This is a genomic window from Bradyrhizobium sp. CER78 (assembly GCF_029846235.1).
GTDB lineage: Bacteria > Pseudomonadota > Alphaproteobacteria > Rhizobiales > Xanthobacteraceae > Bradyrhizobium.
Window position 1 is genome coordinate 442,130 of record NZ_JARVWP010000004.1, and the last position, 12,245, is coordinate 454,374.

Genomic DNA, 12,245 nt, shown 5'->3' on the forward strand with positions numbered 1-12,245 from the left:
AGCGTCCGGGTGGCCAACGCGCAGCCTGTCATCGTCTGGTTCCGCGACGATCTGCGGCTGTCGGATCACCCGGCTTTGCATGAAGCGGCCAGCCGCGGCGCGCCAGTGGTTGGCCTTTATGTCCGCGACGAACAGAGCCACGCCCTGAAACCTCCAGCCGCGCGCCCCCTCGGGGGCGCGACGCGCTGGTGGCTTGCGCAATCGCTGCGCGCGTTCGGCAAGAGTCTCAATGCCATCGGTGGAACGCTGGTGCTGCGCACCGGGCCCGCCGCCGCCGTGATCGCCACCCTGGCGCGCGAGACCAATGCGCAGGCCGTGTTCTGGAACGACATTGCGCAGGCGCCGTATCAAGCTGTCGCTGAAGAGGTTGAATCCGCGCTCGCAAATGACGGCATAGCTTCGCAGATTTTCCCCAGCGACCTCCTGGCCGAACCCAAGGCAATCCGCAACAAGGACAACCGCGGTCTGCGCGTGTTCACGCCGTTCTGGCGGCGTGTGCAGGGCCTCGGCGATCCGCCAAAACTTTTACCGGCTCCGAAGAAGCTTGCTTCGGTCAGCGGCGTCGCGAGCGAAGCCCTCAGCGATTGGAAGCTCGAGCCGACGCGGCCGGATTGGGCCGGCGGCCTGCGCGAGAGCTGGACACCCGGTGAAGCCGCGGCGCAGGTCCGGCTGAGGGCGTTCCTCGATGAGACCATTCGCGGCTATTCCGACGACCGCGACCGGCCCGACCGCGACGGCACCTCGCGCCTGTCGCCGCATCTGCGCTTCGGCGAGATCAGCCCGCGGCAGGTCTGGCACGCGGCCCGCTTCGCCGCCGCCGAGCACCCGCGCCTCGCCGGCGACATCGAAAAATTCCTGAGCGAACTCGGTTGGCGCGAATTCTGCCGCCATCTGCTGTTCGACGTTCCTGATCTGGCTGAGCGGAATTTGCAGGCGCAGTTCGACGCCTTTCCGTGGCAGCGTGATGCGCGTGCGCTGAAGGCCTGGCAGCGCGGCCTCACCGGCTATCCGATCGTCGATGCCGGCATGCGCGAGCTCTGGCACACCGGCGTGATGCACAACCGGGTGCGCATGGTGGTCGCCTCGTTCCTGGTCAAGCACCTGCTGATCGATTGGCGCGCCGGCGAACGATGGTTCTGGGACACGCTGGTCGATGCCGATGCCGGCTCCAATCCGGCGAACTGGCAATGGGTCGCCGGCTCCGGCGCCGATGCCGCGCCCTATTTCCGCGTGTTCAATCCGATCCTGCAGGGCGAGAAGTTCGATCCCGACGGCGCCTATGTCCGGCGCTGGGTGCCGGAGTTGGCGCGGCTCTCCAACAATGTGATCCATCAGCCCTGGACCGCGACGCCGATCGAGCTCGCCAGCGCCGGCGTCGAGCTCGGCAAGACCTATCCGCAGCCGATCGTCGATCACAAGCAAGGCCGCGAACGCGCGCTCGCGGCCTACGCCAAGATCCGTGGCAAGGACTAAGCGCGGCGGTTGACCAGCAGCACCGCGGCGGCACAGGCCGCCATGCCGGCAATCGCGACGGTGTCGAGCTTCTCGCCGAACAGCATATAGGCCATCAGCGCGGTCGTTGCCGGCACGAGATAGAACAGGCTCGCGACCGAGGTCGCGGCATGGTGACGGATCAACCAGTACAACAGCCCGATCGAGCCGATCGAGAGTGCGAACACCAGCCAGGCGATCGCCAGCACGAACTCGGTGGTCCAGTGCACGACATTGGTTTCGAACAGCCAGGCGCCGATGCCGAAGAAGATCGTCACCGCGACGTACTGCACCAGATTGCCGGCGCGCCAGTCGATCCGGTTGCAGTAGCGGCGCTGATAGAGCGTGCCGAGCGTGATGCTGATCAGCGAGACGCCGGAGGCAAGCCAGCCCCATCCGGCGTCGCCGGTCATCGGCCGCTCGTGCAGGATCAGGACGACGCCGGCGAGGCCGAGCACCAGCCCGCCCCATTGCAGCGGCGTGACACGCTCCCCTAACCAGCGGTTGGCGATGGTCGAGGTCAGGATCGGCTGCAGCCCCGGGATCAACGCCGACAAGCCTGCGGGAATCGAATGCGCGATCGCGATCGCGGTGCCGCCGAGATAGAAACCGTGCACCAGGATGCCGGCCACCGCGCTGTGAAAGACGCCGGTGCGGTCCGGCCATTTCGGCCGCGTCACCGCGGCGATGACCGCCATCACCACCACAACGAACGCCATCCGGATCGCCAGATAGGTCAGCGGCTCCGCACTGTTGATGACGTATTTGGTGCCGATGAATCCCGTGCTCCACAGCACGACAAAGATCGCCGGCGCCAGACGAGCGGCAGTTTCCTCGAAGCTCTTGTTCATTGCAGGCCGTCATTGCCTGAAGATGCGGCAGCCGGCAATCGCGATTTTCGCCGGGGTTGCTAAGGCGATGCTTCATCTACGCTGTCGTCCCTGCAAAAGTAGGGACCCATAACCACAAGCGTTGATTGTTACGCACCACCGCAACGACGAGCCCCGTTGGCGACATCGGCCGCGGAGTATGGGTCCCTGCTTTCGCAGGGACGACACCGAGGATGGCTCTCGATTCAAGATGCCAGACAACCGGTGTCATCGCCCGGCGAAAGCGGGTGATCCAGTATTCCAGAGGCAGCAGTGCGTGAATCGAGAGGCCGCGGCGCACTGGATCGCCCGGTCGAGCCGGGCGATGACAGCTTTAGTGGGGACGCAGCTTCGCGTGGTCGCGAAGGAGCTGCATCGCCGCAATCACGGCGATTTGTCCTCAACGATGCCATGCAGGTTTGTCGGATGCGGCATCCAGTCCTCGCGGATACGCTTCAACGCAACTTCGCAGCCGCCGGTTGCGGCGTGTTCCGGCTCGCGCCGGGATCTGCCGTCGCCGAATACCGGCGGCCAAAAAACACTGCACAAGAAGAGCCGGCCACGAGCCGGACAAGAAAAAGAAAATGGACCAGGTGACATCGGTCGTCGTTCGGGCCGTCGAGAGCGGCGCGACGACGACAAAGGAAATCATCGGCGCGACCGGATTGTCCCGTCTCAAGGTCGAGCGCGCGCTTGGCACGCTGGAGAAGCAGAAGTTGGTGTTCCGCGAACGCCAGGGCTCGTGGACCCTCGGTATTCCAGTGGCACCGACGGTCCGGCAATGCGGATCATGCACCCTGTGCTGCAAGGTGCTTGAGGTGACCGATCTCGGCAAACCGGTGAACACCGTCTGCAACCACATCCTGGCGGGCGGCGGATGCGAAATCTACCACGAGCGTCCCCGGCAATGCCGATCCTTCAGTTGCGCCTGGCTGCAAGGCCATCTCGATGATGACTGGTTTCCCGAGGCCGCGGGCATGGTGCCGCATTTCGGGCTCGACGCGCTGAATGTGCAGGTCGACCTCGATGATCCCGACCGCTGGCGCAAGGAGCCCTGGTTCAGCAGGCTGTGCGAACTCTCGCTGAAGGGCCTCAGGGTCAGTGCGGGACGCCCCTATCCCACCCTCGTCATCGTCGGCGACGAGCGCTACTTGCTGCTCGGGCGGACCATCGTGCCCGATCCAACGCTGTTCGGCACTGCCTTCGTGCCGATCACCCATGACACCTTCCGCTACTGGAAGGCCAGATCGCTCGAGCATCTGCAGCGGTTGAACGATCGCGTGAGGGAGATCCAGCGCGTCCAGCAGGAGTTCGGCCATTGCGCCATCCCCGACGACGACGACCCCTCCCCGCCTTACCGGCCGACGCTTCTCGAGCTGTCGAAGGAAATCGGCGTGATACGCACGACGTGACTGTAACCGGACACAACGCACGTCGACTCGCGGGTTCAAGGAGCAAGCGGCCGTGATCCGTCAACCGGTGAGACCCGCCTTGCGCAATCCGTCGAGGAAATGTTCGCGATCGCAGGGATTGCGATATCGGTCGGCCCTGGCCTGCGCGAGCTCGAGGGTACTCGCGGGCACGGCGCGGCCATTCGCCTTCAATTCGCGACATCGCTGGCTGACGAACGCGTCGGCCTCGGCCTGCGCCTCGTCGATCCGTCCGATCTGCGCATAACAGGCTGCAAGGAGGCCGTGCGACCACCTGTCGAACGACCGCGCTTCCATCACCGCCCTGACCGCCTGCTCGTACTCGCGCCCCGAATAGAGGGCGAGCGCGTGATACCAATGGTACAAATTGGGCGGAAACGGATTAAGCCGCTTGGCTGTCCCGATCCACGTCAGCGCCTCGCGCCAGCGTCCCCAGTAGACCAGGATGTTGGCGAAGACCGCAGCGACGTCGGCATCGTTTGGATTGAGCGCAAGCGCGCGGCCGAAATGGATTTCGGCCTTGGCGTCATCCCTGCTCAGGAACAGCAGCTGCGCAAACACGCCATGGGACCAGGCGTCGCCATCCTCGATATCGAGCGCGGTCTCGATCTCGCTCCGCGCCTCTTCGAGCGTCGCAGTGGTGGGCGATTCGAGAAACACGTCACAGACGATGGTCCACGCGATGTTGACGTGGGCGCGGGCATAGTGCGGGTCGAGCGCGACGGCGCTTCGAAAATAGTCCCTGGCCTGCGCCATCGCCGTCACGGTCAGCTGACGCCATCGCTCGTTGCCGAGCAGGACCAGATCGTAGGCGGTAATGCTGGAGGTCGGCTTGCGCCTTGCGATCTCGCGACCGGCGTCCTCCATCCTACCCGGCAGCGCCGCGACGATCGCCCGGACAATCTCGTCCTGCAGGGCGAAGATGTCCTCGAGATCGCGGTCGTAGCGCTCGGTCCAGAGACTGTAGCCGCTCGCGGCATCGAGCAGCTGGATGACAACCCGCATACGGCTGCCGATCGTGCGCACGCTGCCTTCGGCCACGTAGCGGACCCCGAGCTCGCGCCCGACCCGTTTGATCTCGGGTGTCCTGCCCTTGTAGGCGAAGCTGGAGTGACGGGCGACGACGAACAGCGACCTGAAGCGCGACAGTTCGGCGATGATGTCTCCCGTGATCCCGTCGGAAAAATAATCCTGCGCGGGATCGCCGCTCAGATTCGACAACGGCAGCACCGCGAGCGACGGCTTGTCGGACAGCGCCGGCGCTGACGATACGGGCGAGCCCGGATCGGACACGCTCGCAACCGGCGGCCCGACATAGCGATAGCCGCGGCGCGGCAGCGTCTCGATCCAGGTCGCGCCGCCGTCGAGGTCAGCAAATGCCCGCCGCAGCGCGGCGATCTGCACCGTCAGATTACTCTCCTCGATCACAAGCCCCGGCCAGGCCGCCTCCATCAACGCGTCCTTGGAAACGGGCGATCCGGCCCGCTCGACGAGCAGCCGAAGCAGCACCACCGCGCGTCGTCCGAGCGCCACCGGTTCGGACTCCCTGAACAGCGTCTCGGCCCCTGCGTCGAGGCGGAAAGGACCGAACTGGTGGATCGTCGCCATGGCTCTGCAGACTACATTTTTTGCAACTTTTTCGGAACGGATTCAGGACCTGCGGAAAGCGGACGATCATGCTGCGGGTCGAACAATGTCGAGGATTGCACGATGCGCGATTCATCCCATGCGGTGGAGACGGACGAGCCGACGGCTCGTTCCGGTTCGAACGTGATGGCCGGTGCCCCGGACCGGGGGCACCGCGAGCTTGAAGCCGTCCAGGCGCTGGCCCCGCTGATCGCTGCGCAGCGCAACGCGTGCGACCGCGAACGGCGGTTGCCGGACGCGGTTTTCGCCGCGCTGGCTGATGCCGGCCTGTTCCGCCTGTGGCTGCCGCAAGCCCTCGGCGGACCTGAGCTATCTCCCTTCGCGTTCGTGCGCGTCGTCGAAGCCGCCTCGGCGGTCGATGGCTCGGTCGGCTGGCTGGTCGGCAACGGCGCCGGCATGAGCCGGATTGGAGGTTACCTCGACCAGTCCGTCGTGCGCGAGTGGTATGCCGACCCGCGCGCCTTTGTCGCAAGCGCGACCGGTGCGGTCGGCACCGCGACCGCCGTCGCAGGCGGCTATCGCCTGTCCGGGCACTGGCCGTTCGGCAGCGGCGCGCATCACGCGACGCGCTTCATGGTGCTGGCGAGCGTCAAACCCGACGATCCGGCTTCGCCGCTTCTCTGCTGCTATCCCGGGCGGGAGGATGCGACCATCCTCGACAATTGGCACGTGTCCGGACTGCGCGGCACCGGCAGCTGCGATTTCGAGGTTCGGGACATCTTCGTCCCGGCCGCGCACGTCCATCCCTTTCTCGGACTGCGACCGACCCAACCCGGACTGCTCTATCGCATGCCGCCGTCATCGGTGTTCGCCTGGAGCATTTCCGGGGTGCCGCTCGGCATCGCGTCCGGCGCCATTACCTCGTTCGCGGAGCTCGCCACAGGCCGGCCCGGAAGCCGAGCCGCGCTCCGCGATCGCGAAATCGTTCAGGCGATGGTCGGGCGGACTCGCGCGATGCTTCGCGGCGCCCACGCCTTTCTGATCGATGCCATGACCGAATTGATGGCGGCCACCGACACGGGCGGCCAACGGCTGGTGCAGGCACGTGCGGACATCCGGATCGCCAACGCCCATGCCGCGGAGACTGCGACGTCGATCACCGAGATGCTGGCCGCCAGCGCGGGCGCCGTCGCCATCTTCGAGACCTGCGCCCTCGAGCGGACGGTCGGCGATGTGCGCGCCGCGGCGAAGCATATCGCGATGAGCCCGAACAATTACGTCACCGCCGGCCGGCTGGCGCTCGGGCTCGATCCCGACACCGCGAGGTTCTGAAAATACCCGGCCAGCTACGGAGTTACCGATGTCAGTGGTTTGCCGGCCGGCGCGTCCGGATGATCTGGAATTCGCCGACGCCCTCGTCGTCGCCAGCATCAACGATCTGACCGAACGGCACGGCTTCGGCCCGATGGCGGCTCCGTCTCCGCCCAAATTCCAGCTGTTCTCCATGAAGGAGGATCCCGATGGTCTCTGGGTGGCGGAGGAGAACGGGCGGATCCTCGGCTTCGCCTGGAGCTGGGTGTGCGGCGACATCTGGTTCCTGGCGCAACTGTTCGTGTCGCCCGATCAGCAGGGGCGAAACATCGGGAACGAACTGATCAAGCGAACCATCGCGCACGCCGAGAAATCAGGCGCATTCAACCGCGTGCTCATCACCTTCAGCTTCAACACGGTCTCGCAAGGGCTCTACATCCGTCACGGACTGCTTCCGCGATTTCCGATCTACAGCGTCGGTGCATCGCGCGAACAGCTGCTCGCTCACTTGCACGGTCCGCGATATGCCGTCACGCCGCTCACGCTGGAGGCCGCGACCTTGCGCCGCCTCGTGCAAGCGGACGAACGGATCCTCGGCGTCTCGCGCGAAAAGCATCATCGCTATCTGATCGGTGGCGGCGCGGCGACCGGGTTCAGTCTCCACGATGGAAACGATTGGATCGCTTACGCCTACGTGGATGCCGGCGGTCATATCGGACCGCTCGCAGTCGCGGAGCCGCATGCCATGGCTCCCGCCCTGAGAACAGCGCTGTACCTGGCGGCCGAGAGCGGCGCGTCACGGATATCGGCATTCCTGCCCGGCGCAGGCAAGACGGCGCTCGATACCGCGATGGCGCTGGGAATGCGGATCAAATGTCCGATGCTGCTGATGTCGTCACAGGAGTTCGGCAATTGGGGGCAGTATCTGCCGCGCAACCCGGGCTTCATGTGACCGGCGCGGGCCTCGATTCGACCGCCACGCAGCGCCGATCGTCATCTGAGGTGATACTTCCTGCCGTTCGTGTTCGGATCGGTATTGTCGCTTGTCGAGAACAGCAGGACGGGACCGAAAAAGCTCTTGTTGTCCCGGAAAAGCTGGAATCGGCCGCCGCCCTTGGTGGCGATCTCCTGCCGTTCGCTGTTTGCCGGGCCGAGCAGCTTGTCATCTTCATACAGCCGGGCAGCACCGAGCTCGCCGTCCAGAAATTTGACGGGAATTTGGTACGCATGCCCCTCCAAGAAATAGAAGGTACCGCGGAGCAGGTTCCTGTCGATCGGACTTGGCGGAAGCAGATAAAGGAACGCACTCGACGCCAAGGCAAAAAGAGTCGATCCCATCACGATGCCGGTATTGGCGGATATCCTCAACGACGTGTGTCCCATGTTCTTGCTTGCGAGGCGTCTCTGTAGCGCGCGTCTTCGTCGCATACAACCGACGGGCATCCGCCAAGCACCGTTCACAGCCGGCGACAGCCGCGGGACCGATGCGGCAGGGACGCGGATCCGCCTGCGGCATCTCTCAGCGACTTCGTGCAAGGCCACGGCCCGGCTTTCGCGGCGTGATGCATACCGGCGCAGCCCTCCGATGATAGGAACGCCTGCCCGGCACAGGCGTTTCCAAATGATCGGAGGCGCACCGCATGCGAGCCCAATGCGGGGTCATCGCGACGTCACACAGCGAGCTGGCGCGTCACCGAACCAGACCAACAATTTGGGATGAGCGCATGGTCGAAACCGGCAAGATCTTTCGTGTTCGCTGCGTCGACAACACCTTGCAGCGGGACACGCTCTCGCTCGGCCATGTCTACGACGTGACGCAGGATAACGAACGTGACGGCTATTACGAGCTCAGTGGACTGGGTCGCTTCAGCCGGTCCAGATTCGAGGTCGTAGAGGCGCCAAACGCTACCGAGACCCGCGGGAAGTCAGGGTCGAGATAGCCTGGGAGTCTGTGCCGGGCATCGTCACACCAGCCGGAAGGCATGACCGGGCGTCTGAGGCGGCGCCTCGCGAACGCGTGATCGGGCGCCGCCCCCGGTTGCCTTCATTTGGGCACCGATCGGGAACAGGCTTGCCGGGCGAGAAGCAAAAGCGGCCGCCGCAGGGGGTGCCTGCAATTGACCTATCGATCCCAGAGCAGCTGGCAGGACGTGGATCTGCGCAATCTCGTCCGGGTCATCTCGGCCTGTACCCTCGGTCTTTGGGCATTTGCGGCCGGCCTGCTGATCGGGACCTTCCTGTTTTGACGGTTGGTCCGGCGACACTCGCCGGCCCTACCCGCCGCTCAGATGATGGGCGGCGACGAACAAAGCGAGCGCGCTCAGCACCAGCGCTGACGTAGCGCCGGCGACGCTGCGCGCAAGTTCAGCCTTCGAAAGATTGGATCTGGTTGCCATCACAACCTCCTGTGCGTGCGAGTCGAGGCCTGACCGCCTCGGCGGTGAGGCTCGCGCTCGGGCTCACTCTTGGGACCACAATCGCATCACGAGGATGAACGCATCATGAGTGAAACGAACGGCCGGAGCCCCGGTTCCAAAATCTGACCGTGTGGATCGCTTTCGGAACCCGGGCGTTGACCGCTTGCGGCAAACGGGCCGGGCCGCGCTGGAATTTGGCAATCGGAGACGCAATGCTGATCCGCTGGGGGCGGCTTCAACCGACGATCTGGGCGGTCGTCATGCTGCTTGCGACCGTCACCGCAGCCGACGCCGCCGGCGACGAGGCAGCGAAACCTTCCGAGTTCATCCTGCTCGCCCAGATCGCGCTGCTGATCGCGGTCGGACGCGGCCTCGGCGAGGTGATGCAACGGATCGGCCAGCCCTCAGTGATCGGTGAACTGCTCGCTGGCCTGCTGCTCGGCCCGTCGCTGTTCGGCTGGCTGTGGCCGTCGGCGCACAGTGTCGTCTTTCCGCCGTCCAGTGAGCAGAAGGCACTGATCGACGGAATCGCGCAGTTCGGCATCCTGCTGCTGTTGCTGTTGACCGGCATGGAGACCGACCTCAAGCTGGTGCGCAAGGTCGGCCGCGCCGCGGCGACGATCTCGGTTGTGGGCATCGCGGTGCCGTTCGCCTGCGGCTTTGCGCTCGGCGAATTCTTGCCCAACAGCCTGTTGCCGCATCCCGAAGCGCGGCTGATCGCATCGCTGTTCCTCGGCACCGCGCTGTCGATCTCGTCGGTGAAGATCGTCGCGGTCGTGGTGCGCGAGATGAACTTCATGCGCCGCAATGTCGGCCAGATCATCGTCGCCTCCGCGATCATCGACGACACCATCGGCTGGATCATCATCGCTGTGATCTTCAGCCTCGCCTCGCGCGGCACCCTGGATGTCGCCTCGGTCGCCCAGGCGCTGTTCGGCACGCTGGCTTTCCTCGTGGTCAGCTTCACGATCGGCCGCCGGCTGGTGTTCCGGCTGATCCGCTGGGCCAACGATAATCTGGTCTCGCCAGCCGCTGTGATCACCGTGATTCTGCTGCTGATGAGCGCGATGGCTGGCATCACGCATCTGATCGGCGTGCATACCGTGCTCGGTGCCTTCATCGCCGGCGTGCTGGTCGGGGAGTCCCCGATCCTGACCCGGCAGATTGACGAGCGGCTGCGCGGGCTGATCTCCAGCCTGTTCATGCCCGTGTTCTTCGGCCTCGCCGGCCTCGCCGCCGACCTCACCGTGCTCAGGGATACTCAACTCCTGCTGCTGACCGCGGCGCTGATCCTGATCGCGAGCATTGGCAAGTTCGGCGGCGCCTTCGTCGGCGGCGCGCTCGGCGGGCTGACGAGGCCGGAATCCTATGCGCTGGCGAGCGGCATGAACGCACGCGGCTCGACCGAGGTGATCATCGCCACCATCGGCCTCTCGATGGGCGTGCTGAGCCAGACCATGTTCTCGATGATCGTGACCATGGCGATCCTGACCACGATGGCGATGCCGCCGATGCTGCGCAGCGCGCTGGCGCGGCTGCCGCTCGGCAAGGACGAGAAGGAGCGGCTGGAGCGCGAGGAAGTCGAGCAGCGCGGCTTCGTCGCCAATATCGAGCGATTGCTGCTCGCGGTCGACGAGAGCAACAACGCGAAATTCGCCGCCCATGTCGCTGGCCTGCTCGCCGGTGGACGCGGCCTGCCCATCACGGTGCTGCATGTCGGCGCCAATGCCAAGCTGCAGGAAAAGAACCGCGCCGACGAGGAGAGCCCCGAGGCCGCAGTCATCAAGGCCGCCAAGGCGAGTGCAAGGGCCGAGGCCGACGGCGGCGGCGGCGGCGACAATGTCGACGTCATCAGCCGCGCCCGCGAGGAGACGGCGGCGGAGGCGATCGTGGAGGAAGCCAGGAAAGGCTTCGACCTGCTCGTGGTCGGCATGGACAAGGTCGCCGGCCCCGACGGCGGCTTCGACCGGCGGATCGACGAGCTGACCTCCGGCTTCGACGGTCCGCTGGCGATCGCGGCCGCCAAGGGTGTGCATGAGAAGGAGCCGACGGCGAATGCGCGGAAGATCCTGGTGCCGGTCTCGGGCAGCAACGTCTCGCGGCGCGGCGCCGAGGTCGCGATCGCGCTGGCCCGCCTCAGTGCCGAGCCGCTGCAGGTGGTCTACGTCTCGACCACACGCGACAAGGGCGCCCGCCGCTCCAGCCCGAGCATGTCGCTGGCGAGGGAGGAAGCGATCCTGAAGGACATCGCGGCAACCGCCGCGCGCTATGACATCAATGTCGCGACGCGGCTGCGCGCCAGCACCGCCCCTGAGGTCGCCATCCTGCAGGAGATCACGGCAAGCCGGGCCGATCTCGTCGTGGTCGGCGTCGACCGCATCCAGGGCGACAGCCTGAATTTCGGCAGCGTCGCGGCCGCCGTGCTCGGCAAGTCGACGGCGTCGGTATTGCTGGTGTCGGATGGCGACGTCAGACCGAAAACCTGACGACAGGACCTGAGGCGGGAACGGCTCGCGCCTACCACTCTTCCGGACAGGGATCGACGATCTTCCAGAGATCGACCCCGTTCTTGATCTTCTTCATTTCGGTGGTCAGCCCGCCATTGCGGCGGATCCAGTCCTTCACCGTATCGGGGTAATAGGACATCAGGTCGGAGGTGCCCTCGAGGCTGGTGACCTTGATGCCGAAGGTGAAGGCCTTGTCGTAGTAGGCCTGGTGGAAGCCGATGCTGGCCTTCGGCGTCACGCAGATCTTGTTCAGCGGCACGATGCCGAACACCAGCGTGCAGGCCGAGTTGCAGATGCCGTCGATCACGACGCGCTCGCGGCGGTCGCGGATCAGCTTGTACTTGGCCTTGTACTCCTCCACATAGCCGCCATGGTCGCGCGTGATGTGCAGCACGGCCCGCGCTGGCGTGACCGCCAGGACCGAGAGCAGCGAGGCGACAAGGGGCGTGATGCGCATGAAATGTTCTAAACCGAGGGAAAGGCGGCCCGGGCGGACCTGACCGCAAGACTCTGGCCGGACTGTGTTGGCAATCCGTTAAGCATCCGCAAAAAGGCAAAATTTGGCGCGCTGTGACTGAATTCCCGCAGCTTTTGGCCGGATTCCGGGTTAAATGAGTCGCTACAGGACCTTGG

At 65.3% G+C, this 12,245-nt stretch carries 12 protein-coding genes; 7 read left to right on the top strand and 5 right to left on the bottom strand.

Features of this window, described 5'->3' with window-relative positions; all coding sequences use genetic code 11:
• Nucleotides 1-9 precede the first annotated feature (9 nt).
• On the top strand, nucleotides 10-1,473 hold the full coding sequence (locus tag QDT69_RS10935) for a deoxyribodipyrimidine photo-lyase (RefSeq protein WP_279706573.1): 1,464 nt from the start codon (nucleotides 10-12) through the stop codon (nucleotides 1,471-1,473).
• On the opposite strand, the gene QDT69_RS10940 is transcribed toward QDT69_RS10935, so the two are convergent.
• Nucleotides 1,470-2,342: a DMT family transporter gene (locus QDT69_RS10940; protein WP_279706574.1), complete on the bottom strand. Its 873-nt coding sequence runs from the start codon at nucleotides 2,340-2,342 to the stop codon at nucleotides 1,470-1,472. The two genes, QDT69_RS10935 and QDT69_RS10940, sit on opposite strands and share 4 nt — an antisense overlap.
• A 602-nt stretch (nucleotides 2,343-2,944) precedes the next feature.
• On the opposite strand from QDT69_RS10940, the gene QDT69_RS10945 reads away from it, so the two are divergent.
• Nucleotides 2,945-3,772, top strand: a complete 828-nt coding sequence (locus QDT69_RS10945; protein ID WP_279706682.1) for a YkgJ family cysteine cluster protein — start codon at nucleotides 2,945-2,947, stop codon at nucleotides 3,770-3,772.
• 60 nt (nucleotides 3,773-3,832) lie between these two features.
• On the opposite strand, the gene QDT69_RS10950 is transcribed toward QDT69_RS10945, so the two are convergent.
• Nucleotides 3,833-5,398 carry a winged helix-turn-helix domain-containing tetratricopeptide repeat protein gene (locus QDT69_RS10950; protein ID WP_279706575.1) on the bottom strand — a complete coding sequence of 522 codons (1,566 nt, stop codon included), beginning with the start codon at nucleotides 5,396-5,398 and terminating at the stop codon, nucleotides 3,833-3,835.
• Between the two features lie 102 nt (nucleotides 5,399-5,500).
• Between QDT69_RS10950 and QDT69_RS10955 the strand changes: the two genes are divergently transcribed.
• Both QDT69_RS10955 and QDT69_RS10960 read left to right on the top strand, forming a co-directional pair.
• Nucleotides 5,501-6,709, top strand: coding sequence for an acyl-CoA dehydrogenase family protein (locus QDT69_RS10955; protein WP_279706576.1), 1,209 nt, complete (start codon nucleotides 5,501-5,503; stop codon nucleotides 6,707-6,709).
• A gap of 28 nt (nucleotides 6,710-6,737) precedes the next feature.
• Nucleotides 6,738-7,640, top strand: coding sequence for a GNAT family N-acetyltransferase (locus QDT69_RS10960; protein ID WP_279706577.1), 903 nt, complete (start codon nucleotides 6,738-6,740; stop codon nucleotides 7,638-7,640).
• A 41-nt stretch (nucleotides 7,641-7,681) separates the two neighbouring features.
• Here QDT69_RS10960 and QDT69_RS10965 read toward each other — a convergent pair whose 3' ends face one another.
• Nucleotides 7,682-8,071, bottom strand: a complete 390-nt coding sequence (locus QDT69_RS10965; protein WP_279706578.1) for a hypothetical protein — start codon at nucleotides 8,069-8,071, stop codon at nucleotides 7,682-7,684.
• A gap of 341 nt (nucleotides 8,072-8,412) precedes the next feature.
• Between QDT69_RS10965 and QDT69_RS10970 the strand changes: the two genes are divergently transcribed.
• Nucleotides 8,413-8,628 carry a hypothetical protein gene (locus QDT69_RS10970; protein WP_279706579.1) on the top strand — a complete coding sequence of 72 codons (216 nt, stop codon included), beginning with the start codon at nucleotides 8,413-8,415 and terminating at the stop codon, nucleotides 8,626-8,628.
• A gap of 177 nt (nucleotides 8,629-8,805) precedes the next feature.
• A complete protein-coding gene (locus QDT69_RS10975) occupies nucleotides 8,806-8,934 on the top strand; it encodes a hypothetical protein (RefSeq protein ID WP_279706580.1) in 129 nt (42 codons plus the stop codon).
• 27 nt (nucleotides 8,935-8,961) lie between these two features.
• On the opposite strand, the gene QDT69_RS10980 is transcribed toward QDT69_RS10975, so the two are convergent.
• A complete protein-coding gene (locus QDT69_RS10980; RefSeq protein WP_274613371.1) occupies nucleotides 8,962-9,084 on the bottom strand; it encodes a hypothetical protein in 123 nt (40 codons plus the stop codon).
• 281 nt (nucleotides 9,085-9,365) lie between these two features.
• Between QDT69_RS10980 and QDT69_RS10985 the strand changes: the two genes are divergently transcribed.
• On the top strand, nucleotides 9,366-11,591 hold the full coding sequence (locus tag QDT69_RS10985; RefSeq protein ID WP_279706683.1) for a cation:proton antiporter: 2,226 nt from the start codon (nucleotides 9,366-9,368) through the stop codon (nucleotides 11,589-11,591).
• Between the two features lie 31 nt (nucleotides 11,592-11,622).
• Here QDT69_RS10985 and QDT69_RS10990 read toward each other — a convergent pair whose 3' ends face one another.
• On the bottom strand, nucleotides 11,623-12,069 hold the full coding sequence (locus QDT69_RS10990; protein WP_279706581.1) for a hypothetical protein: 447 nt from the start codon (nucleotides 12,067-12,069) through the stop codon (nucleotides 11,623-11,625).
• Between the last annotated feature and the right edge of the window lie 176 nt (nucleotides 12,070-12,245).

Excerpts from the sequence above, each read along its gene's own strand:
- QDT69_RS10960 (WP_279706577.1), top strand. The coding sequence starts at position 6,738 with ATGTCAGTGGTTTGCCGGCCGGCGCGTCCGGATGATCTGGAATTCGCC.
- QDT69_RS10990 (WP_279706581.1), bottom strand. The coding sequence starts at position 12,069 with ATGCGCATCACGCCCCTTGTCGCCTCGCTGCTCTCGGTCCTGGCGGTC.
- QDT69_RS10970 (WP_279706579.1), top strand. The coding sequence starts at position 8,413 with ATGGTCGAAACCGGCAAGATCTTTCGTGTTCGCTGCGTCGACAACACC.
- QDT69_RS10940 (WP_279706574.1), bottom strand. The coding sequence starts at position 2,342 with ATGAACAAGAGCTTCGAGGAAACTGCCGCTCGTCTGGCGCCGGCGATC.
- QDT69_RS10945 (WP_279706682.1), top strand. The coding sequence starts at position 2,945 with ATGGACCAGGTGACATCGGTCGTCGTTCGGGCCGTCGAGAGCGGCGCG.
- QDT69_RS10955 (WP_279706576.1), top strand. The coding sequence starts at position 5,501 with ATGCGCGATTCATCCCATGCGGTGGAGACGGACGAGCCGACGGCTCGT.
- QDT69_RS10950 (WP_279706575.1), bottom strand. The coding sequence starts at position 5,398 with ATGGCGACGATCCACCAGTTCGGTCCTTTCCGCCTCGACGCAGGGGCC.
- QDT69_RS10965 (WP_279706578.1), bottom strand. The coding sequence starts at position 8,071 with ATGGGACACACGTCGTTGAGGATATCCGCCAATACCGGCATCGTGATG.
- QDT69_RS10985 (WP_279706683.1), top strand. The coding sequence starts at position 9,366 with ATGCTGCTTGCGACCGTCACCGCAGCCGACGCCGCCGGCGACGAGGCA.
- QDT69_RS10980 (WP_274613371.1), bottom strand. The coding sequence starts at position 9,084 with ATGGCAACCAGATCCAATCTTTCGAAGGCTGAACTTGCGCGCAGCGTC.